At 33.8% G+C, this 21,598-nt stretch carries 19 protein-coding genes; 2 read left to right on the top strand and 17 right to left on the bottom strand.

The features are described 5' to 3' along the window. The first annotated feature begins 191 nt into the window (after positions 1 to 191). Both ERL59_RS03075 and ERL59_RS03070 read left to right on the top strand, forming a co-directional pair. Positions 192 to 986 carry a hypothetical protein gene (locus ERL59_RS03075; protein WP_160644384.1) on the top strand — a complete coding sequence of 265 codons (795 nt, stop codon included), beginning with the start codon at positions 192 to 194 and terminating at the stop codon, positions 984 to 986. Positions 987 to 1,549: 563 nt separating this feature from the next. After that, complete coding sequence (locus ERL59_RS03070) at positions 1,550 to 3,748, top strand: multicopper oxidase family protein (protein WP_160644382.1); 2,199 nt, start codon at positions 1,550 to 1,552, stop codon at positions 3,746 to 3,748. A 170-nt stretch (positions 3,749 to 3,918) separates the two neighbouring features. On the opposite strand, the gene ERL59_RS03065 is transcribed toward ERL59_RS03070, so the two are convergent. The 17 genes from ERL59_RS03065 to ERL59_RS02985 all read right to left on the bottom strand — a co-directional run bounded on the left by ERL59_RS03065 (position 3,919) and on the right by ERL59_RS02985 (position 21,553). Continuing rightward, positions 3,919 to 5,499, bottom strand: a complete 1,581-nt coding sequence (locus ERL59_RS03065; RefSeq protein WP_160644380.1) for a right-handed parallel beta-helix repeat-containing protein — start codon at positions 5,497 to 5,499, stop codon at positions 3,919 to 3,921. 605 nt (positions 5,500 to 6,104) lie between these two features. Further along, positions 6,105 to 6,704, bottom strand: a complete 600-nt coding sequence (locus tag ERL59_RS03060) for a stalk domain-containing protein (protein WP_160644378.1) — start codon at positions 6,702 to 6,704, stop codon at positions 6,105 to 6,107. Positions 6,705 to 6,932: 228 nt separating this feature from the next. After that, complete coding sequence (locus tag ERL59_RS03055; protein ID WP_160644375.1) at positions 6,933 to 7,679, bottom strand: YqjF family protein; 747 nt, start codon at positions 7,677 to 7,679, stop codon at positions 6,933 to 6,935. Positions 7,680 to 7,814: 135 nt separating this feature from the next. Further along, on the bottom strand, positions 7,815 to 8,270 hold the full coding sequence (locus ERL59_RS03050) for a DUF2691 family protein (protein WP_160644373.1): 456 nt from the start codon (positions 8,268 to 8,270) through the stop codon (positions 7,815 to 7,817). Positions 8,271 to 8,704: 434 nt separating this feature from the next. Then, on the bottom strand, positions 8,705 to 9,664 hold the full coding sequence (gene nrdF / locus ERL59_RS03045) for a class 1b ribonucleoside-diphosphate reductase subunit beta (protein ID WP_160644371.1): 960 nt from the start codon (positions 9,662 to 9,664) through the stop codon (positions 8,705 to 8,707). A gap of 15 nt (positions 9,665 to 9,679) precedes the next feature. Beyond that, positions 9,680 to 11,758: a class 1b ribonucleoside-diphosphate reductase subunit alpha gene (nrdE, locus tag ERL59_RS03040; protein WP_160644369.1), complete on the bottom strand. Its 2,079-nt coding sequence runs from the start codon at positions 11,756 to 11,758 to the stop codon at positions 9,680 to 9,682. Then, on the bottom strand, positions 11,745 to 12,104 hold the full coding sequence (gene nrdI / locus ERL59_RS03035; RefSeq protein ID WP_160644367.1) for a class Ib ribonucleoside-diphosphate reductase assembly flavoprotein NrdI: 360 nt from the start codon (positions 12,102 to 12,104) through the stop codon (positions 11,745 to 11,747). The genes nrdE and nrdI overlap by 14 nt, the downstream gene beginning before the upstream one ends. Before the next feature lie 177 nt (positions 12,105 to 12,281). Beyond that, complete coding sequence (locus ERL59_RS03030) at positions 12,282 to 13,652, bottom strand: cobyrinate a,c-diamide synthase (protein ID WP_160644364.1); 1,371 nt, start codon at positions 13,650 to 13,652, stop codon at positions 12,282 to 12,284. Positions 13,653 to 13,775: 123 nt separating this feature from the next. Next, positions 13,776 to 14,159 (bottom strand): VOC family protein, encoded by a 384-nt coding sequence (locus tag ERL59_RS03025; RefSeq protein WP_160644362.1) that lies wholly within the window; start codon positions 14,157 to 14,159, stop codon positions 13,776 to 13,778. A gap of 14 nt (positions 14,160 to 14,173) precedes the next feature. Next, the gene (locus tag ERL59_RS03020; protein WP_160644359.1) at positions 14,174 to 15,307 is read right to left on the bottom strand and encodes a cobalt-precorrin 5A hydrolase; all 1,134 of its coding nucleotides are present in this window, start codon (positions 15,305 to 15,307) and stop codon (positions 14,174 to 14,176) included. A gap of 96 nt (positions 15,308 to 15,403) precedes the next feature. Then, positions 15,404 to 16,174 carry a precorrin-4 C(11)-methyltransferase gene (gene cobM / locus ERL59_RS03015; protein WP_328699891.1) on the bottom strand — a complete coding sequence of 257 codons (771 nt, stop codon included), beginning with the start codon at positions 16,172 to 16,174 and terminating at the stop codon, positions 15,404 to 15,406. Further along, positions 16,174 to 16,884 carry a precorrin-2 C(20)-methyltransferase gene (gene cobI, locus ERL59_RS03010; RefSeq protein WP_160644357.1) on the bottom strand — a complete coding sequence of 237 codons (711 nt, stop codon included), beginning with the start codon at positions 16,882 to 16,884 and terminating at the stop codon, positions 16,174 to 16,176. Before cobI ends, cobM begins: the two co-directional genes overlap by 1 nt. Continuing rightward, positions 16,877 to 18,094 carry a precorrin-6y C5,15-methyltransferase (decarboxylating) subunit CbiE gene (gene cbiE / locus ERL59_RS03005; protein ID WP_160644355.1) on the bottom strand — a complete coding sequence of 406 codons (1,218 nt, stop codon included), beginning with the start codon at positions 18,092 to 18,094 and terminating at the stop codon, positions 16,877 to 16,879. The genes cobI and cbiE overlap by 8 nt, the downstream gene beginning before the upstream one ends. Positions 18,095 to 18,141: 47 nt before the next feature. Continuing rightward, the gene (locus ERL59_RS03000) at positions 18,142 to 19,251 is read right to left on the bottom strand and encodes a cobalt-precorrin-5B (C(1))-methyltransferase (RefSeq protein ID WP_160644353.1); all 1,110 of its coding nucleotides are present in this window, start codon (positions 19,249 to 19,251) and stop codon (positions 18,142 to 18,144) included. Between the two features lie 3 nt (positions 19,252 to 19,254). Then, positions 19,255 to 19,905 (bottom strand): precorrin-8X methylmutase, encoded by a 651-nt coding sequence (locus tag ERL59_RS02995; RefSeq protein WP_160644351.1) that lies wholly within the window; start codon positions 19,903 to 19,905, stop codon positions 19,255 to 19,257. Beyond that, positions 19,895 to 20,671 carry a precorrin-6A reductase gene (gene cobK, locus ERL59_RS02990; protein ID WP_160644349.1) on the bottom strand — a complete coding sequence of 259 codons (777 nt, stop codon included), beginning with the start codon at positions 20,669 to 20,671 and terminating at the stop codon, positions 19,895 to 19,897. The genes ERL59_RS02995 and cobK overlap by 11 nt, the downstream gene beginning before the upstream one ends. Positions 20,672 to 20,692: 21 nt before the next feature. Beyond that, positions 20,693 to 21,553, bottom strand: coding sequence for a sirohydrochlorin chelatase (locus ERL59_RS02985; RefSeq protein WP_160644347.1), 861 nt, complete (start codon positions 21,551 to 21,553; stop codon positions 20,693 to 20,695). Between the last annotated feature and the right edge of the window lie 45 nt (positions 21,554 to 21,598).

The raw sequence follows: 21,598 nt of genomic DNA, 5'->3' as shown, positions 1-21,598 counted from the left end.
TTTTTTACCAATTAATACTATAATACAAAAGGTCAAACCATTTTACCATTACATTTCATGTTATATGGATATTTTTTGTAAAGTAGGTGATTTAAGGTAATTTTATTAAGGGGTTAATCATAATCAAATAAGTGATGTGATTTATGCTCTTGAAATCTCTATAAAATTGTAAATATGAAAGGTGAGAACTGATGTATAAATATAGTAAGTTTAAATTGTTTGTCATTATCTCTTTATTCGTTGTATCTCTTCCTATTTCAGCATCTGCAGCTACTGCACCTGCTGGGGAACCAATGAGTTTTTTGATTGATGTTTGTGAAGAAATCAGAGTTCCTTACAGTTCCGAAACACATGAAGGTTGTGTTGAAGCTAGCGGAACAGTAACTTTAAATGATCTAAATACAATATTAAATATAGATGGAGAAGCATATGTCATTAGAGCTCCTAGAGGTCCCGATGATACTACTCCTCCACCAAGAACCAGTGAATCTATTCGTGCTGAATGGTTATTGTATACTGAGGATGGACAAGAAGAGAGCATTATCCTTGGTGGCGATAACATCAGCAGGGTTTCTGATATCGTTGAACAACAAGGAACATTTACGAATGGAGTCCTTACTATTTATGCAACTTTAAGAGCTAATGGTGGTACTGTAGATATCACAAAATCCTTTGAATTTTATTTACAAAAAGATATTCTGCTTGATAAGAGAGGGATTTTAGATAGAGAAGATGACCGCGTAGACTATCAAATCATTCCTTTAGTAGACTCTATAATAGTTGACTTACAAGTGATTGAAGGAAATGCTCCCATCAACTGGATTCTTTTCGATGAAGACGATCAAATGGTAGCTTGGGTGGATTCTCAATATAATAGTCAACAAATAGATGATCTTATCCCAGAAGAGCAATACAGACTTAGTGTATATACTTGGGAAACTGATGAAGAGTCTGTTCATTATGAAGTTACTGTTACTGGAAATTGATTCACATAAAAACTATAACTAAAAAGGTTTTATAGAGATTACAGTGTAAGAGTTTCAAACAAATCACATCATTTATATGGTTAGTTAAAAAAGATTTAGAAAGTCTCTCAAAGGGCAAAATAAATAAATAATATCATAGCATTTTAAATTTACATGATATTTGGGTAAGATTCTCATTTATATGATCAAATAATCATATTTATAGGAAGGAAGGGAATTCAATTCCCTTCCTTCTTTAAACCAAAAAGTACAGTACTGCTACTTAACTAAAAAAAATAGTCTAACCTTGCCAATTTATACTTTTATCCGATTCTAAAGGGTTATACTGCCTACTATCGTATAGTTTTAAACCCATCTTTACTTTTTCAGATCTTTAAAAAGTCTACCTCCCTCTCGTCCTCTTGATCTAGCATCCCTTAAACCAGCTTTGGTACGTTCACTAATAATTCTCATGATTAAAAAAATTTCTTTGACACGAATGTCGAGATTTATAATTCATATATTTTTATTAGATACATTTTTTCCTATTTAAGTTATTAATTACTAATTTTAGGAGGTAAAAAATGACTCATCCTTTAGATCCTAGATCAATTCCTAAATATGTGAATCAAGTAGAGGTGCCCTCTGTATTTAAACCTACCATTGTAAGGGATCCATCTACAAATGAAGAACTAAGCCATAATTATACAGTGTTTATAACTGCATTTAAACAACAACTTCTTCCACCTGGATTTCCTGAGACATTTGTGTGGGGTTATGAGGGAATTATTGAAGACGGATCATGTTTTAGTAGTACACCAGGCCCTACCTTTGAAGCTGTAAGAGGAATCCCAATAAATGTTCAGTGGGTAAATAACCTTACTGATCCACATTTTCTTCCAGTGGATCCGACTCTACATTGGGCAAATCCCAATAATATACCCACACCAGAACCACCATTTCAACCTTTTCCACCAGGATATCCACTAGCACAAAGTCCAGTTCCTGTAACTACTCATCTGCACGGTGGAGAAGTTAGATCTGATTCAGATGGAGGTCCAGATTCGTGGTTTACAGCAGGAGAAGAAAAAACAGGTCCTGCCTTCATTCAATCTCGCTATACGTATCCAAACCAACAAGAACCTACTACCCTTTGGTACCATGCCCATGCTCTTGGTATCACACGACTTAATGTTTTTGCAGGTTTAGCTGGATTCTATTTGCTAAGAGATCCTAATAATATAATAGAGCCTCTTCTTCCAAGTGGACCTTTTGAAATCCCTATCGTTATTCAGGATCGTTCATTTAATAAAGATGGTTCATTATTATTCCCTAACATCGGTGTTAATCCTGATGCTCATCCTTATTGGGTTAATGATTTTTTAGGTGATGTCATTATGGTTAACGGTAAGGTTTGGCCAAACCTCAACGTTGAACGAAGACAGTATCGTATCAGGTTTAACAATGGATCAAATTCCCGATTCTATAATTTAAAGCTATCTAATGGTCAGTCATTTATGCAGATTGGCTCCGATGGAGGATTTTTACGTTGTCCAGTGGAACTGACTGAAATTCTAATTGCTCCAGCAGAGCGCGCTGACGTATTAATTGATTTTTCAAAACAAGATCCCGGAACTAAAATTATTATAACTAACGACGCTTTTGCTCCTTTCCCTGGTGGTGATCGTCCAGATCCAGAGACAACGGGGCAAATTATGCAGTTCACTGTCCTTGATACACCTTCAGAGAAACCTGTAATTCTTCCACCAATACTAAATGAAATACCGCAATTAATTCCGGATGTTCCTAAACAAACCTTAACTCTAAATGTAGTACGTGAAGAAACAGATCCAGGCCCTATAGAATTATTGTTAGACGGTCAAAAGTGGGCTTCTCCCATCTCAGAATTGCCACAGGTCGGATCAACAGTGGATTGGGTGTTAGCTAACATTACAGCAGCTACCCATCCTATTCACGTACACTTGATACAGTTTCAATTAGTCAGTCGTCAGCTTTTTGACGCTGAAAGATATTTAGCGGATTGGGAAAGTCTAAATGGCAAGCCCCCGCTTCAACATCCAACGATACCCTTAGATGTTGAAGATTATCTTATAGGCAAACCTATAGAGCCAGATTTGAATGAGCAAGGATGGAAGGATACTGTTCGAGCAAACCCAAATGAAGTGACCATACTTCGACTACGTTTTACACCACAAAATGTTGAAACTGGAGGTTCCAAACCTGGATTAAATCAATTTCCATTTGATCCCACTTTTGGCCCTGGGTATGTATGGCACTGCCATATTTTAGACCATGAAGATAATGAGATGATGAGACCAATGAAGGTAGTCTCTGGTCCAATTATTGATAATAACCCACAAACTTGTTGTGAGGTTGTTGTTGAAGGAAATACTCAGTTAATACCACCTGCACTAAATAATGCAACTATTTCTAGTAGTAATCAAATCTTTGCTGAGATAGAAAAAGTATGTCCTGAAAAAGTGATTATTAATGGTTTTATTCAGAAGACGATCACCTATACTGCAGTCTTAGATAACGGGGTTGAAGAAGAAAATATCATTACTGATGATTTTCCTTTCCAATGTATAATTAATCGAGAAGATGCTAATGAGGATGACTCTTTTACAATCACAGGTTCAAGTGTATTGTGTGAAGTATTTGCTAAAACGCAAAACTTTGGTACACATCCTGTAACAAATGAACAAGTAGCTTATAAATTTGTTGGAAAAGACATAATTAAGATTTGTATTAGAAAAAGTTAAAAATAAATAATTAACTTTTACTTTTTATTATTTAAATTATATTTTCGCCCTGGTATTCACTAAATGTTGAATTAGTGAATACCTCTTTTTATTTTTCCCTCTGTGTCTCAGGCAATAAAACCTTATTCTTACCCAAAGCCTAAGCCTTCCTCATTGACAGGAGCATTTTGTTAACAACCACCCACACATTGTCCATCGGGATCGCTTGTATTACAAATATTGTTTGCGACAGTGTTCGTATTTGGATCAACGACAAGATCTATATCCTCATTATTGAGAGCAGTATTTTTAATCACAATATTTTGTTCACTAGTTGATGCAACGTTAATGCCGTTAACCTTATTATTTGAAACCGTATTTTTTTCTATCGTGTTATTGTCAGAACCTTCTAACTCTATACCATCGGAACCATTATTTAGAACAATATTTCTTTCTAGGGTATTGTCGTGAGAAATTTCTAACTCTATTCCGTCAAACCCATTATTTTGAACAGTATTTTTTTCAAGCGTATTGTCATGAGAAACTTCTAACTCTATCCCGTCAGAACCATTATTTTGAACGGTATTTTTTTCTAGAGTATTGTCCCGAGAAACTTCTAACTCTATCCCGTCAAACCCATTATTTTGAACGGTATTTTTTTCTAACGTATTGTTGAATGAACCTAATAATTCTATACCATCAACACTATTATTTTGAACAGTATTTTTTTCTAGCGCATTGTGGTCTGAACCTTCTAATTCTATTCCGTCAAAAGCATTATTTTGAACGGTATTCTTCTCAAGCGCATTGTGGTCTGAACCTTCTAATTCTATTCCGTCGAAAACATTATTTTGAACGGTATTTTTTTCTAGCGCATTGTGGTCTGAACCTTCTAATTCTATTCCGTCAAAAACATTATTTTGAACGGTATTTTTCTCAAGCGTATTGTGGTCTGAACGTTCTAATTCTATGCCGTCAGAACCATTATTTTGAACGATATTTTCTTCAATCGTATTGTTGCTACCAACTAATAAATTTATACCATTAAGGAAATTATTCTGAACGGTATTTTTTTCAAGCATATTGTTGTTACTAGTCATTAAAGTTATACCGTTAAGTTCATTATTTTCAATGATATTTTTCTCAATCAAGTTGTTGTTACTAGATGCTAAAGTTATACCACTAACACTATTATTTTGAACGGTATTTTTTTCAATCCTGTTGTCATTACTAGACGCTAAAGTTATCCCATGAATACCATTATTTTGAAAGGTATTTTTTTCAATTGTATTGTTGTTACTAGAAGATAACCATATACCCTGAACAATATTATTTTGAACGGTATTTTTTTCAATTATGTTGTTGTTACTAGACGATAAATTTAACCCATCAACACTATTATTTTTAGCAATATTTTTTTTAATTTTATTGCTATCACTCGCCAATAAACTTACACCACTAACACTATTATTTTGAATGGTATTTTTTTCAATCGTGTTGTTGTTACTAGACGATAAATTTATACCGTGAACACTATTTTGGACGGTAAAACCCTCAATGGAGACACCTGAAACGCCGTTAAGAAAAAAACCATTAGAAGAATCTTCTACAACAGGATCACCTATGCCTTTTAGAGAAAGGCCGTTCGTTGAGACTGTTGCGCCAGCGTAGGGTCCACCTGATGCAAGAACCTCGATGATATCGCCTGGATGGGCAGCGTCAACCGCTTCTTGAATCGTAGAAAAATCAGTTGGAACGATAAGTCTATTCATATTTTCATCTCCTTTCATATTTTTATTATTTTTTTATGGGAAGGGAGCAGGAAAATTCGGATTCACAGTGATAAGATTATCTATATTTTTTGAAACATGTATATGAAACGCTATTCCTTTAATCATCTTATGCGTGGATAGAAGAAACGTATAGACGAGTGATTAGTTATTGATAAAAAGGGTGAATAACTGATAGGTAGGATCTGTAAAAAACTTTTGATAGTTAAAAGTAATTGAAACCAAGACGATAGACTTCTTGAAACAACAGATAATAGGATGACTTACTTAAACGTTCTGGTTATATAAAACTTACATATTCTAAATTAGTATTTTAAGGTTTTGATCAATGCTACGCACATTTTAAAATGACAAAAGACAAAAAAAGATAAATAACTTATGTTATTTATCGATTACATGTTTTTATCTGTATTATGAAGTAACTTTTCAAGGACATCAAAACCCTATTTCTTTAATCATAGTTAATGGAATAAAAAAGGAGGGAACACTATATTTTAAGTTAAAAAAATATAGAATTTTAGCAAATCATGGGACTTCAAACCCAAACAATACTAAGAGATAAGTAGGGATTAGGTGTTTTATTTGTTCTAATTATTAAATCCAACTATTTTCCACTCATTATTTTGTTTTACAAACGTAAATTCAGCTTCAGTCCATTTATATATTCCTTTTTGATTATCGTCTAAATCACGAAATGTCTGGTCTACCAAAAAAACGGCTTCATTTTCATTCATTTCTTTAATTCGGGGATTAGTCAAAGATATTACTACTTTACCCTCAGTCCATGATATTTTTTGGGGACTGTCATCGTGAAACATAGATTGAAAACCTGCTTTATCTTTATCATTTATATATTTATGAATTAAATTAGATTGACGAATAAACTCCTTTTTATCTTGAGAATATGTGTGGTCAACTATTATATAATTGTATATTTCATTTATTTCGACCTTGTTATTGTTCCAACTGACTTTAGTCCCTAATAGGTCACTTATTACACGTAAAGGTACATAAGTATGTCCTTCCATGTTTAAAATAGGTAATGATTCACTCTCATATAAAACCTGATTTACTTCAATAGGATAATTTGCTTCTTTAATAATATATTCTTTTAATACGCTTGCTCCTACTGTACTTGTAATTCCAATAAAAAGGCCTATTAATACACCAATTAATAGTTTTTTCATTATTTTCCTCCTTGAGATTTTTAATATAATATTACCATTTTCATGGAAAATTGTGCTATTGATTTTTATCTAGAACATTACTGAACATAAAAAACCCTCGACCTACAAAAATTTGTCGAGGGTTTTTACTTTTTAATTTTTAAAAATACGATTACCTTAACCATTGTTGCTGAAATCATTACACAGGTAGTTTTCCAATAATAAAAAATAATATTGTTTAATTCATCATTAGTCCTCCTTAGTTAACGGCCAAAGTAAAGCTTCCATTTTTTTAGAAAAATGTAATATGGGTTTTTCGGAAGATAAATGTATTCCTACCGGTAATGTCATTGAATTCTCCACAATTTCAGCTTCTGCATGTTGAAGTTCCCATGGCAAATGATGAATATCTCCTCTGTACAAATAATCCTTATCAATACAAAATAAACAGTATCTTTCGGTTAACCAATAATCCAATGAATCTTTAATTGTTCTGTATGGCTTTGATGTAGGTTTATAACTTCCGATAAAGCTTGCCAATACTTTATCCTTCTTCATCCTCTTACTTTCATAATTGTGGTTACCGGATTTTCTGTAATGTTTGATATGTGCATAATAATACTTTAAAGAAAAAAACTTCCTAGCCATAAATACAGCCAAATGATTCATCGCATCTAAGCTAAAAAAATACACACCTGACTTCCCTTTATACTTTACATACGTCCTCACATTGATTTCTGGAAAGGAGGATGTAAAAGGAACTGGTGGTAATAACCTCATTCTTATTTTACTCATATGGAAAGGAACAACGCCTACCCAAGCAAAACCATCAAACTCATCAACAGTTAAACTAGAAGGAATATGATCTCTTATCTCGTTGACACGAACAGGCCAATGAGCAAACAATAAGTCGTTCCAGGTTTGTTTCATAATCCATGGTGTTGAAGGTACTGAAAACTCTCTATGTTGTGTTATTTTTAAAATTTTTTTACTCATTATCTTCACCTTAAACTTTTTTATCTAAATAATAATATCACGTGGAATTTCATCTGGTCTAACAAAATTAATAAAATGAATATATCGTCTTATCAATTTTAAATACTTTATTAAACATCTTTAAATACAAAGCTTTTAATTCACAGTTAGCCTTGTTCTTGAGTCATTTTTATCCGTAATATATTGAACATCTTTAAAGCCACAATCTATTACATTTTGATACAACAATTCAAGTTCTTCTTTTTCCTTGCAATAAATCGTTGTGTAGCAGCTATCTGTTATTAAAAGAACAAGTTGGCATTCACTATTTATAAACTCTTCATACGATTCAATTTTTGAAATAACTTTTTCTTTTGGGTATGCCTTCAAGTTTGCAAATACAATATAATACGAATTGTTTTCTAATTGATTTTTAAAAACAGTTCCATCAATTATTTTAATTTCTTCAGAGAAAAGTTCTTCACCTGCTTGATCATAAAATTCCCCACTACTAATTTGCCAATTAAATTTAGTAATATCAATTGTTTTTAATATATCTGCAATAAAAACTCCATATTCATTAGTAATTTCAAAGCTTATTCCTCTAATCATAATAGTCCAACTTTCAAATTAATATTCATATATGAGTATTTCCTAATTTTCTACTCTACTTATCTATCACAATTACCATTTTATTTTTTATCTATTAATTTCTAATCATGCCCACATTAAAACATCTTAATCTGCTGTAAGAAAACTTAATTATTTTATTTTTGATAGGAAAAGTAATATAAAACTATTTTTCAAATAAGAGAGGATTAATAAAATTAAACCACTCAATCCAAATTAATTGAGTGGTAATAAATTTCCTAACCTTTACTATTAACAGTATTCACCATTTAAGGAAGTGCATCTATTCGAAATGTTTCCCCCTTTTCATTTCCGATGGACATCAATTGTGTTTCATATTCATGTGTATTCATTCAAAGGCTTCCTTAGATTCTTGTAATTTAACAACATCCACTTATCAGGTGCAGAAGGGGTTGTTAATTCATTTCAAACACAAAGTCATCATCCGTTAATTTTTCTACATTTAATGTCTTAATATAACCGTTCCCTTTTGTTGAAAAGAAATCATGGTTTTTAGTATTTGTATTCAAACCGTTTAAAACGATCGCATTAATTTCTTCATCTGGAAAACTTGGCTCTAATCCTAAATTCATTAATGCTTTATTTGCATTGTATCTACTAAATTGTTTCACATCTTCCTGTATTCCTAATGGACCATATAATTCATTTGCATAATTTTCTTCATTTAAATATAACTCTTGTAATAGTAGTTTCACTTTTAAACCTGCTTCTAGCTTTTCTTCATCATTTAACTCTTTGTAAATTTCTTGAGCTAACAATCCAATATAAACACCATGAATAGATTCATCTCTAATAATCAAATTAATGATTTCACCACTGTGCACTAGTTTTCCTTGTCCCGCCAAAAACAAAGGATAATAAAATCCACTATAGAATAAAAAAGATTCTAAAAATACACTAGAAACCATGGCTAAATATTGATCTAATTTCGTATTAATATTTTGATAATTAGTAGAAATCATTTTAGCTTTTTTTTGAAGAAATTCGTTCTCTTCTACCCACGTAAAGATCTCATTAATCTCTTCAGTGGTACATAACGTTGAAAAAATACTGCTATAGCTTTTTGCATGAATATGTTCCATTGCTCCCATAAAACCCAACACACTTTTTTGTTGTAAACCTTCAAGATTTTGACTAATTAATGGCATCCCTAATCCACCTTGTTCTGTATCCAACAACGTGAGTCCACCCAACACTTTTTTATAAACTTCCTTCTCTGTATCATTTAATTCCATCCAGCTCATTTTGTCTTCAGATAAAGGAATTTCTGTATCTATCCAAAATTGCAGCAAATTTTGATCCCAAAACATTTTCGTAAAGTCATCATCAGGTTGATTCCAATTTACAGCTTTCATCATTCCACTCCTTCATTAAACCGCACAAGATGTACATTCTTCAATATCTAATCTTTTATTTCTCGTATAATAAAGTGACTTCAAACCTTTTTTATTTGCATAAATGTAATACCTTGCTAACTCTCTAGTTGAAATATTGCTATCTACATACAATATTGTACTGATTCCTTGATCCACATGTTGTTGAATTTCTGCAATTAAATCGATTAATTTAAACTGATTCATATTAAATGCAGATTTATAATAAAATAGATTTTCTCTAGATAAAAATGGCATTGGATAATACGTCGTTGAATTTCCATACGTTCTTGTTTCAATACGATCTACGACTGGCATAACACTAGAGGTAGAGTTTTGAATGTAACTAATAGACTGAGTAGGTGCTATCGCTAAACGATACGCATTGTATAATCCATGCTGTTGTACTTGTTGTTGTAGGTTTTTCCAATCCTCACTTGTAGGAATTTCAATTCCTTCAAATAAATCTTTTACCTTTTCTGTTTTTGGAGCATAGTGATTCACTATATATTTCGTAAAATAAGTCCCCTTTGCATACTCAGACTTGCTAAAATCTTTAAAAGCTTGACCACGCTCTCGTGCAATGAACATGCTCTTTTCAAGGGAATAGAAATTAATCATCATAAAAAATGTATTTACAAAATCCTTCGCCTCTTCACTTTCATAGGCAATTTTGTTTTTTGTTAAAAACCCGTGTAAGTTCATTGCACCTAAACCAATAGAATGTAATTCTTCATTCGCTTTTTTTACGGTTGGAGCGTTGTTAATATTCGTTAAATCAGACACGGTTGTAAGGGCATCAATTCCCATATGAACTGAATCTCTAACTTTTTTTGTTTTCATCACATTCACAATGTTAATGGAACCTAAATTGCAATTGATATCTCGATTGATTTCATCAGGCTCCGAATAATCCCTAATGATGGATGTCTCCTGTAGTTGAAATATCTCACTGCAAAGGTTTGACATTTTGATTTCACCAATGCCCTTTAAGGCATGCTGGTTGTTAGCATTCGATTTAAACATAATGTAAGGATACCCAGATTCTAACTGAGTAGAAGATATTCTGATCAACATATCTCTTGCATTCATTTCTTTTCTTTCTACATTAGGATTAGCCAACAACTCATCGTACATCTCATCAATATTTAAATCATCAAGATGAATACCGTATTCTTTTCGAACAGAGTAAGGTGCAAACATACAGAATGGCTCGTTTTTCTCTGCTAATTCAAAAAATTTATTCGGTATAATTAATCCGATGGACAAAGATTGTATCCTGCTTTTTTCGTCTGCATTAATTTTTTTCGTATCTAAAAACTCAATAACATCCCAGTGAAAAATATTTAAGTAAACTGCGCCAGAACCTCTACGTTGACCCATTTGATCAGCATAAGCAAAAGAGTCTTCCAGCAATTTCATAACAGGTAATACACCTTTAGCTGCCCCAGCCACTTCCTTAATAGATTCTCCACGTGAACGAAGTTTAGATAAATTTAATGCAACTCCTCCACCAATTTTGGATAATTGCATTGAAGTATTTATATTAAAATTAATAGAATTTAAACTATCATCTATGTCTAATAGAAAACAGGAAACCATCTCACCTCTGCGGCTTTTACCAGCATTTAGGAATGTTGGCGTAGCAGGTTGATATCTTTGTTCCATCATGGCCTCTACCAACTTTTTAGCTTTGTTATAGACCCCTTGACCTAAGTATAAACCTACAATCGTTACTCGATCTGGGTAATGTTCTAAATATTTTTTCTTATCATTTGTTTTCATGGCATAATCTTTATAAAATTTGGATACAGCCATATATGATTGAAATTGAAAATCATATGAGTAAGCAAGCTGATAGATTTCTTCCATTTGTTCAATGGAATAGTCTTGATATACATCATAATAGAAATCATTTTCTACTAAATAATCTATTCTTTCTTTTAAGGAATTAAATTGAACGGTATTTTCTTTCACTTCCTCCATAAACGCTTTTACAGCCTCTTGATCCTTTTCTAATTGATAAAAATCATCTTGTTGTTTCATTACTTCATTATTAAGCTCAATATGCTTCAACGAGTAACACCCTTTCCTTAAATACCTTTAAATCTTTCGTAGTACCAGATAATTCAAACTTATGTAATACAGGTACCCCATATTGAGCAGCAATTATATCTGCACTTCTACCAAAGTTGCTTCCCCAGTTTCTGTTCCCACTTGCTACTACGCCTACCATGCGGTGGTAATTAAATTGTAAAAACTGTTCAACTTCTTCAGGAACTTGCCCAAAACCAGTTGTATATGTAATTAAAATAAATTCCTCATGCATCTTTAACTTTGTATGCAATTGAATGGATTCAACATTTAACTTCTCTATGAAACGTCTCACATTACCTGTTTTCGAAGCATAAACAATTTTCATATAATCTCCTTCAAAACTGTATTCACCACAATATATAGTGGTGAATATGATTATAACCCACCATATATTGTATTTGCTAGTTTTAAAAAATCTAGTATAAAGAGATTTTGTTTAGCTTAATTGCTTTTTTCTACTATATACTCATCAAATCTATCATTTACTTTTTTTTTCTTAAATCTACCAAACACACTTCTCGATCCAATTTTTTACTATACTAGGGTTGGAAGCAAAATGGAAATGAATATAACCGGCAATAAGGTTGTGATTTAAGTAGCCCTCTTGTTTTAATCCTCTCATCCCTTTGGTTTCATAGGCATACTCAAATGTTTTGTTTGCTTCAAAAGTAGAATAGTGAAATTCATGTCCTTTGGCTTCAATCTGATCTTCTAATAAAAAGTTACCTGTATTTCCTTTGATTTCTCTATAACCTAAAGCCGCCAGTTTCTTTTGCATTTTTACTTTACCTGGAATGAGACCAACCATAGGAAGTTTACTCCCATCTGTCGTTTCAATCTCCTCCGTTAAATACATAAATCCACCGCATTCTGCTAATGTTGGTATACCCGCTTCAATGGTATGTTTGATCGACTCTTTCACATCCAAATTTTCTGCAAGTTGTTCTGCAAATTCTTCTGGAAAACCTCCACCGATATATAATCCCTTTACTCCTTCTGGGACGTTTTCTCCAGCTAAAGGTGAGAAATATTCAATCTTTGCTCCGTAGGTTTCAAGCAGCTCTAAATTTTCAGGATAGTAGAAATGGAATGCCGCGTCCTTGGCAACTGCGATTGAAATGCTTTTTTCCAATGGTCTGTTCTCTTTTTCTTTAAATAGTTCTGGTGAAACTTCTAAAACCGGGGCTTCGGATAATTGTAACAATTGATTCAAATCTATCGTGTGTTCTATTAAATCCGCTAAGATTTCAAAAAACGAATCCAATTCTCCTCTTTCAATTGAAGGAATTAGCCCTAAATGTCTCTCTGGTATATGAATGTGCTCCTCCCTTTTCAAATATCCGATGACTGGTATACCACATTCTTGCTCAATAGCAATCTTCACAAGTTTATAATGTCCCTCGCTACCTACTTTGTTTGCAATGACACCTACTATATTCACCTTTTCATCCAAACTTTGAAAACCTTTTACAATCGCTGCAGCACTTCTAGCCATGCTCTGACAATTCACTACCAAAATGACTGGACTCTCTGTTAATAAACTGATCTCTGCCGTACTTCCCGTATTTGTTTTTGGATTTTTACCATCATAAAAACCCATTACACCTTCAATAATAGAGATATCCGCACCTTTGCTACCACGATCATAAATTTCCTGAACTGTATTTACAGAAGTCATCCAACTATCTAAATTACGAGAGACTCTGCCTGTTACCGCCGTATGATAGGTGGGATCAATATAATCAGGACCACATTTAAATCCTTGTACAGTTAATCCTCTACGTTTAAAGGCTGCCATCAATCCAATGGTAGTGGTTGTTTTACCAACACCACTCCCTGTTCCTGCGATCACGATACGTCGTTGTTTGTTCATAACCTCACCCTTCACGCTTATTGCATTATTTTAAAAAGTTTTTTGTTTAATTCAATTAAATTCATAAATCTTTATTCGTTTCTAATTTCTGAAACTTTTTTTAAATATTGATAAGATTCAAATTTACGGTGCAACAAGCTCAACCTTTATTCGATCAGGATCTTCAAAAAAGACCGCATAATAGTCTTCTCCTCCCGCATAAGGATGTTTGTCTAAATATAGAATCTGAATTCCTTTTTCTTTCAACTTCAAAGTGATTTCATCTACATGATCCTGTGATTTTGCATGAAACGCAAGGTGATTTAAACCAGTACGACATCGATGGTATGGAACATCTAAGAACCTCTGTTCAGTTTGAACAAAAACAATATACGTCTCTTGATATTTCAAACTGATGCCATTATCCCATTTTTGAAAAACTTCATACCCTAATTCTTTCAGAAACCAATCCCAAAATGATATAGTTTCCTTTAAATTAGAAACATAGATTTCTACATGGTGAAGCATATGCATTCCTCCATTTAATCATTAAATTCCATCACAGCAACGGAAATCGTTACGTTACCTGATTTTTTCTTTGTAAGAACTAATTTGTCAACACCACTATAACGTTTTGCTGCAGGCTCACTAACTCCATAAGCCCCCGTATACTTATAAACGGTATCTGACGGCTGATCTATATCAATCTCATTTAACTCAGATGGGGTATAAACTTGAAAATTCCAATTGTATTTATTAACTACTTCTATTAAACCTTTTTCATCTTTTTTCAAATCTATCGTTGCAATTGATTTTACACTTTTCATAGAAAAGTGTAACTCTTCTAAAGTTTCTTTAATTACTTGTTCTATTTCGTTAGCAGATGTGCCCCGATTACAACCCATTCCTAATACAATTACTTTAGGACGATACAATACACCGTTATTCAATATAACCTCTTCCTCTTTGTTAAGCAATCGATGAGTAACAATTAAGGAAGCTTGAGGCTGCTGTTCTAATGCTTCTTTTATAGAAGTAAAGAGATGAATATGATTAGGAAGTGGTGTATCATACATCCACCAATTTCGTTCACCTGACTCTTGGATCACTGCTATTTGTTCTTCATTCACGACAGAGGCACTCACTGGCGTTAATTTATCTGCTGATTCCCACTGCCATCCAAATCGTTGACCAAATAAATCAACAGCAATGGTACCTTGTACATCAGAGGCAGTCGTAATTATAGGTTTAGCATCAATTGCAGCAGCAACTTCCTTAGTTAACTCATTTGCTCCACCTAAATGTCCTGAGAGTACACTAATGACATGCTCCCCTTTATCATCAATGACAACAATTCCCGGATCTGTTTTTTTATCCTTTAATAAAGGAGCGATCATACGCACAACTGCCCCAAGAGAAATAACAATAATAATCCCTTTATAGACAGGAAAAAGAGCTGGAAATAGCATTCTAACAGATCCTTGAAACATTTGAATCCCTTTACTAGATTCATCTCCAACTTCAAACTTATTCATATAGTACAAATCTGAATTTGAAAATTTTTCATGTAAAGATCGAGCTAAGGCTACTCCATGTTTTGTAATCGCAACAATGGCATAATCCGAGCTCTGTTTAATAACAGGAAATTCTTCTTCTTTTAAAAGGATGACAGACATTTCAACACCTTCTTTCTTCATGTAATATATTTAGTGTCTCAATACAGTCTTTTAACTCGGAAATTAAGCCAATTATAAACTATATACTGTTCGTGTTTATTTCACACCTTTTCGATATCCATGTGTAAATTCTTTATCATATAACTTCGAACGATATTCTTTTTCATGAATATTTGGATCTAACGCCCATCCTGCTAAAATCATAGCATGAGCACGAATCCCATTCTCTCGCATATCCTTATCTAAATTTTCAATCGTTGTTCTTACAATCTTTTGATCAGGCCAAGTTGCTCGTTGAACAACAGCAACAGGAGTATGTTCACTCCAGCCTGCTGCTATAAATTCCTTAGTCACCTTTTTCGTTAAAGTCGCACTCAGGAATAAAGCAATTGTACTATGATGTGAAGCGAGATCCTTTAGTTGTTCTAATTCTGGTACAGGCGTTCTTCCCTCTGCTCTAGTTAATATCAACGTCTGTGTTAATTCAGGAATTGTAAGCTCAGCACCCACGACTGCTGCGGATGCAAACACGGAACTTACTCCAGGAATAATCTCACACTCAATGCCTTCTTTTTTGAGCAGTGCCATTTGTTCCATTGTTGCTCCAAACATAGCTGGATCACCTGTGTGTAAACGCACGAGCATATTCCCCTGTTTTACCTTGTTTACCATCAAATCTACCATTTCATCTAAAGCCATTCCAGAGCTTTTAATCACTTCTGCTTCTGAATTTGCTTTTGAAGTTAATTCTTCACTTACTAAAGAATCTGTATATAACACTACATCCGCTTGCTGTAACAACTTTAACCCTTTCACAGTAATTAAATCCGGATCTCCAGGACCCGCTCCTACAATATATATTTTCACTATTTTCTCACCACCATCAACGTTAAATATTCCAATTCCGCTCCTTCAAGCTCCTCAACATTCGTCCATACTCTTTCTTCTTCTGAGGTCACTTTTGTTACAACTGCAGCTTTATCTAATAATTCCAATTCTCTTAAAATACCGATCATCATATCTAACACTTTTGCTACTTTAATGAATACAACACAGTCATGTTCAATTAATGCTTTTCTCATGTTGTCAATATCATTTGTAGCAGGGACGATGGCTACTTGCTCATCTCCATCTGCTAATGGTAATCCCATTCTAGCTGCTGTTCCATTCACAGAAGAAATACCAGGTACTACCTTAATTTGGATATCAGGGTGAAGCTTCTCAACTAAACGTTGCATATGTATAAACGTACTATAAAGCATAGGATCGCCTTCAGTTACAAATGCTACATCTTTCCCTTGATTTAATTGCTCACTTACCGTCTTTACTGTTTTGTTCCATTGTTTTTCTAAAGTCGCTTTGTCCTTAGTCATTGGAAAGATCAACCCTAACATTTCTTTTTCCAGTGGGTTAATATATTGTTCAGTAATCGCTAAAGCATAACTCTTACTTCCTGATCTCTTTTTTGGATAAGCAATAACAGGGGATTCCTTTAAAATACGAAATGCCTTTACAGTAATCAACTCAGGATCTCCAGGACCCATACCGATACCATATAATGTGCCTAAACTACTCAATTGTCTTATCCTCCTCTTCTCGATACGCTGTGATGATATATATAGGATTCAGTGCATCAAACCGATTCATGTGTAAGATAGGTTTACTTCTTGAAATCTGAGCCATCGTAATATCAATATTAAATCCTTCCTGTTTAAAAGCCTCACTAGCTTCGTATAATGTTTCGATTGTAGCGGCATTTAAAACGATTCTTCCATTTTGTTTTAAACGATTGCAGCATATATTTAATAGTTTGTTTAATTCGCCACCACTACCTCCGATAAATACTGCATCTGGATCAGGAAAGTTCTCTAATCCTTCGGGAGCTTTATTATGTTGTACAGTCATATCTACTCGAAACTTTTTCATATTTTCCATACAATTTTCTAAATCTTTTTCATTTTTTTCAATAGCATAAACTGCTCCATCTTTTGCTATTCGTCCCGCTTCAATGCCAACTGAACCTGTACATGTTCCTATATCCCAAACTACACTTGTTTGTTGTAATGCCATATTCATTAAACTTAACACTCGTACTTCTTTTTTTGTTATTAACCCTTTATCTGGTTTTCTTTGTGAGAATTCATGATCAGGAATACCCATTGTCCAAAAAGGAGCTCTCTTTTGTCGAAATAAAATAACGACGTTTAAATTTGTAAATGTGGAATCTTTCATTTCCTCTAGCTCATACCATCCTGTTTTTTCTTCTTTACTTCCTAAATTTTCTGCTACAAAAGCTCCGTATTCTATCATTCCAAAATTCAATAAATATTTGGCAATCGCTTGAGGATTGTTCATATCATCCGTTAATAAAATCACATTATCTTTTCCATCGATACGTTGAGCAAGTCCTTTCATACTTCTACCATGAATACTTATACAATCTGCATTATGCCAACTATCCCCTACTTTTGCATAGGCAAGCTGAATAGAGCTCAAGTTGGGATAAATTTCCACTTCCATTTTTTTAGATAGATAGCCACCAATTCCATAAAATAAAGGGTCACCAGAAGCAAGAACAACGACTTTTTTATTGCTGGATTTTAGATTTTCTACTAAATTGCTTAATCCACTTTTAATGACTAGCTTCTCTTTTGTATAATCTTCAAAAAAAGATAATTGCCTTTCTCCACCTACTAGCAACTCACTTTCATAAATCCATTTCTGATATATAGGCAACAAACTTTCTTTTCCGTCATCGCCTATACCAATAATTTTGATTATACTCATAAACTCGCATCCTTTTATTCATCTATTAACCAAGTTGACTTATCACATTATTTAGAATGTATGGTTTTCCTTCCTAGTAAAACACCTTTTAAAGTACTAATGATCGTTTCAACCTCCATATCGCCATTCACTTCCTTTAAACTGGATAAACAACAATACTTACATAAAGTATCAAAAAACTTTTTGTTATTCTGTTCAAGCATCATGTCACCGACTTGTGATGCTGTATTTGCTGTTTTTATATTTTCTAAGGTAATTTCATCTACATCACATTCAGCAGCTACTTTGGCAAGAAAGTTAAAATCAATTGGAGCACTTTTGGAATGAACCATCATCACACCGTTTGCTACTTTTGAGAATTTACCCATCATACCCACCAACGTTACCTTTTTAACTTTTTTATTTTTACAAGTTTTTAAAGTGAAACCTACGAAATCACCCATTTCAATAAAAGCTTCCTCAGGCAAATCAGGGTATAACTCCATTCCAAATTTCTCACTTCTCCCACCTGTTGCTAAAATAAGGTGGTCACACCCTGCTGTCACTGCAACATTGATAGCATGTGCAATACTCGCTTTAAAAGCTGAGGTTGAAAACGGTACAACTGTACCTCTTGTACCCAAAATAGAAATTCCACCAACAATCCCTAATCTTTCATTTAACGTTTTTTTAGCAATTTCTTCTCCTTCAGGAACCGAGATCTCAACTCGAACACCTTTATGTATTTCAGATTGTTGTAATATAGTCTGGGTCACTTCCATGATCATTTTAAAAGGTACAGGATTAATAGCTGCTCTACCTACTTCAACTGGTAAACCGGGTTTGGTTACTCTACCAACACCGATTCCACCATCCAATTCAATACCTGAACCCATGCTCCAAGAAACGGTAGAAAGTATCAAAGCTCCATGCGTTGCGTCAGGATCGTCCCCACCATCTTTGATTGTTCCAGCAGTAGCCGTATCCTCATTAAATTCACAAGTAGACATATCAAAGGATACTTGCTTACCAATAGGTAAAGTAATGGTCGCTTCCTTTTGTGTTTCCTGAAAAATCAATGCGGTTAACGCTGCCTTAGTTGCAGCAGTTGCACAAGCACCTGTTGTATATCCATGACGCATATCTTTAGGATCTTTCTTCGTCTCTTTTTTCTGCATAAATTACACCTGACGAATAGCCATCAATGATATTGCATTTAATGCAGCTACCGTCACAGCACTTCCACCTTTTCTTCCGATATTTGTAATGAAAGGAATGTCTAATTTGGCTAATTCTTCTTTCGATTCGGCAGCAGAAACAAATCCAACAGGCATCCCGATCACAAGTCCCGGTTTCGCTTCCCCATTTTTCACTAAACGAATTAATTCTAATAAAGCAGTAGGTGCATTTCCGATCGCAAAAATTCCACCTTCAGCTTCCTTAATCGCTTTTCTCATCGATATAATGGCTCTTGTTGTATTTAATCGCTTCGCTTCTTCCATCACATCTTCATCTGATATATATACTTTCACTTCTGATCCGAACTTTTCAAGCCGTGGTTTGCTAATGCCAACCTGAACCATTTGAACATCTGCCACTACGATTTTCCCACTTTGAATGGCTTTAATTCCTGCTTGCACCGCATCTGGATGAAACAGTACACTTCTACCTAATTCGAAATCAGCAGAAGCATGTATAACACGTTGCACAACTGGATATTGCTCTTCTGAAAAAGAATGCTCTCCTAGTTCTTCGGTTATCATTTCAAAGCTTTTACCTTCTATTTCTTGTGGCTGCACTGTTAGTGGTTTAAATTCCGTTTTAAAATCCACGTTTAGATTCCTCCTTTATATAGTTCAATATGTCTGCAAAATTAGAAAATTTAGTTCCGTATTGAATTTTTGGCCTAGAGATCATAATCGTTTCAATCCCCATTTCTAATGCTGTTTTCACTTTTTCGTCTACAGCTCCCACTTTACCGCTTTCTTTCGTAATCATGACATTCACTTTATAAAAATCGTAAAGTGCTTTGTTTAATTGTGTAGAAAATGGACCTTGCATAGCGATGATATTTTTTTGTTGTATACCTAACTCTTCACACTTTTCCATATTATCTTTACGGGGTAACATTCGAGCTACTAATGTGATGTGTGGCAAGTTTATTAATTTATCTGTAAAGGTTTTTAACGTTTTGCTTCCTGTAGTTAACATGACTACCCCTTGCTTTTTAGATGCTAGTTCTGCCGCCTGTTCATATGATTCAACCTTGTACAGTAATAAATGTTGTTTAAATTCTAGTCCTTCTCTTTCGAAACGAACATACGAGATTTTACTTTCTTCTGCACAGTGAATCGCATTTTTTGATACCTCTTCTGCATACGGATGACTTGCATCTACGATCATTTGTATCTTTTTTTCTTTAATCAACGCCATCATCGCTTCTGATGTTAATCTTCCAACTGAAACAGGCAGATCAACTTCTCGCATTGATAAAGCGGCATTTTCTGTAACAACAGTTGTTAATAAAGGGATATTCATCTCTTTGACTTGCAAAGCTAATGCTCTTGCATCACTTGTCCCTGCTAGAACTAAGATCATTTTAGTAATGTCTCCCTTCTTTTAAGCATGGTGGTGGTGATGTTCGTGGTCATGATCATGATGATGGTGATGATCAATATGCTTCATTGCATCTAAACGGTAAGAACAGTTATCACAATTCATCTTTACTTCATCCTGTAATGCTTCGTTGACTCTCTCTATGAGAACTTCTTTTAAATTGGAATGAAATCCAAAATATTCACCTAGTTGAAACTGAAGATTTTCATATTGATGTTGATAAGTTTTGACCATATCTTCCATTCTTTTAATTAAAATACCTGTAAACAAGAAATATGGAAGAATAATCACATTTTTAGCACCTAGTTTTATGCAACGCTCAATACCCTCATCCATGGTTGGGAACGTAACTCCAATAAAAGCTGTTTCAACCCATTTCACTTTCATTTTTTCCCAGAACAAACGAGAGATTTTGTAAACATCACTATTTGCATCTGGTTCACTGCTGCCTCTACCTACGATTAATACTGCTGTTTCTTCTGAAATTTCTTTTTCATTCAATTCAACAACCTCTTGAAAACGTTCATGTAGTATATCAATGACAAGATCATGCACTCCGATGGGTCTACCATATACAAATTGAACTTTTGGATATTGTTCTTTCGCTTCATCAATCGCTGCTGGAATGTGGATTTTCGAGTGCCCTGCACCTAATAAGATAATTGGAATTACAACAACTTTTGTAGCTCCTTTTTTTATACATAGGCTTATTCCTTGATTGATATTTGGTTTTTCAAATTCTAAAAAGCAAGTTTCAACTATTGGAGTTTGAATACGTGGCAGCATATTTTTTATAAAAGATCTAACCTCGTCATTACCTTCTTTATCTCTACTTCCATGACCAACAAATAATACAGCTTCCATTTTTAAACCTCCCATGATTTTTATTAAATTGTTCCTTTAAGAACA

Origin of the sequence: Chengkuizengella marina (genome assembly GCF_009910845.1) — a bacterium.
Taxonomy (GTDB): Bacteria; Bacillota; Bacilli; order Paenibacillales; family KCTC-33759; genus Chengkuizengella; species Chengkuizengella marina.
The sequence above is the reverse complement of the archived record's forward strand: the minus strand, read 5'-3'. Positions and strand labels throughout refer to the sequence as shown.